1 protein-coding gene is annotated in these 767 nt (G+C 42.9%); it reads left to right on the plus strand.

What is annotated here, in order from left to right; all coding sequences use genetic code 11:
* Positions 1–198 precede the first annotated feature (198 nt).
* A partial coding sequence (locus FC24_RS11140) for a DUF1351 domain-containing protein (protein ID WP_157059133.1) occupies positions 199–767 on the plus strand: 569 nt, incomplete at its 3' end.

Raw genomic sequence — 767 nt, forward strand, 5'->3', positions numbered from 1 at the left:
CCGCTATGGCTGGGAAATGTTTGGTTTTGATGATGACGATAAGTCAGATGATGACAACCGCAAATACGTGGTGGCCAAATGGTCTACATGGTGTTTGCAGGATGAAAAAGCCGCACGTGAGGCAACACGTCCGGCTTGTCACAAAATAGTATAAATAAATTACGTCTTAATTATATAACAAAGTGAGGATTGAAAACAATGGTAAATGAGATCACAACAATTTTGCCGGATTTTACCGTTAAATACCAGCCGGCACCAATTGTAATCAGTAATGAGTCCCAGCTTAAACAGGCAGTTAGTGAGTATGCTGCCAAGTATCAGGATTTGGTCGTTACTGAGGAGACTTTGGCAGACACCAAAAAAGTACGTGCCGAGATGCGTAAAGTGGTTAACCAATTAGACGATAACCGCAAGCAAGTTAAACGCGGCTATGATCAGCCATTAAAAGAATTTGAACAGCGGATTAAAACGCTGAAAGGAACTGTTAACCAAGTTATTACCCCAATTGACCAAGGGATTAAAGAACTGGAAGAACGGCAGCGGCAAGCCCGACTTGAGAATGTTGAAGCTACGATAGCTGAGATGGCTCCGAATTATGGTGTAGCCCCTGAGGATGTGGAAATTATCCCAGAGTGGCTGACAAAGTCAATTAGCAAGAAAAAGCTACTTGATGGGATTGCGGGGACTATGACAATTATTAAAAATGAACAAGATCGAATTGCGGCTGAAGAACTTGCTGTAAAGAAGTATGCGGCGGCTAACGGGCA

Source organism: Loigolactobacillus rennini DSM 20253 (assembly GCF_001436505.1).
GTDB classification, from domain to species: domain Bacteria; phylum Bacillota; class Bacilli; order Lactobacillales; family Lactobacillaceae; genus Loigolactobacillus; species Loigolactobacillus rennini.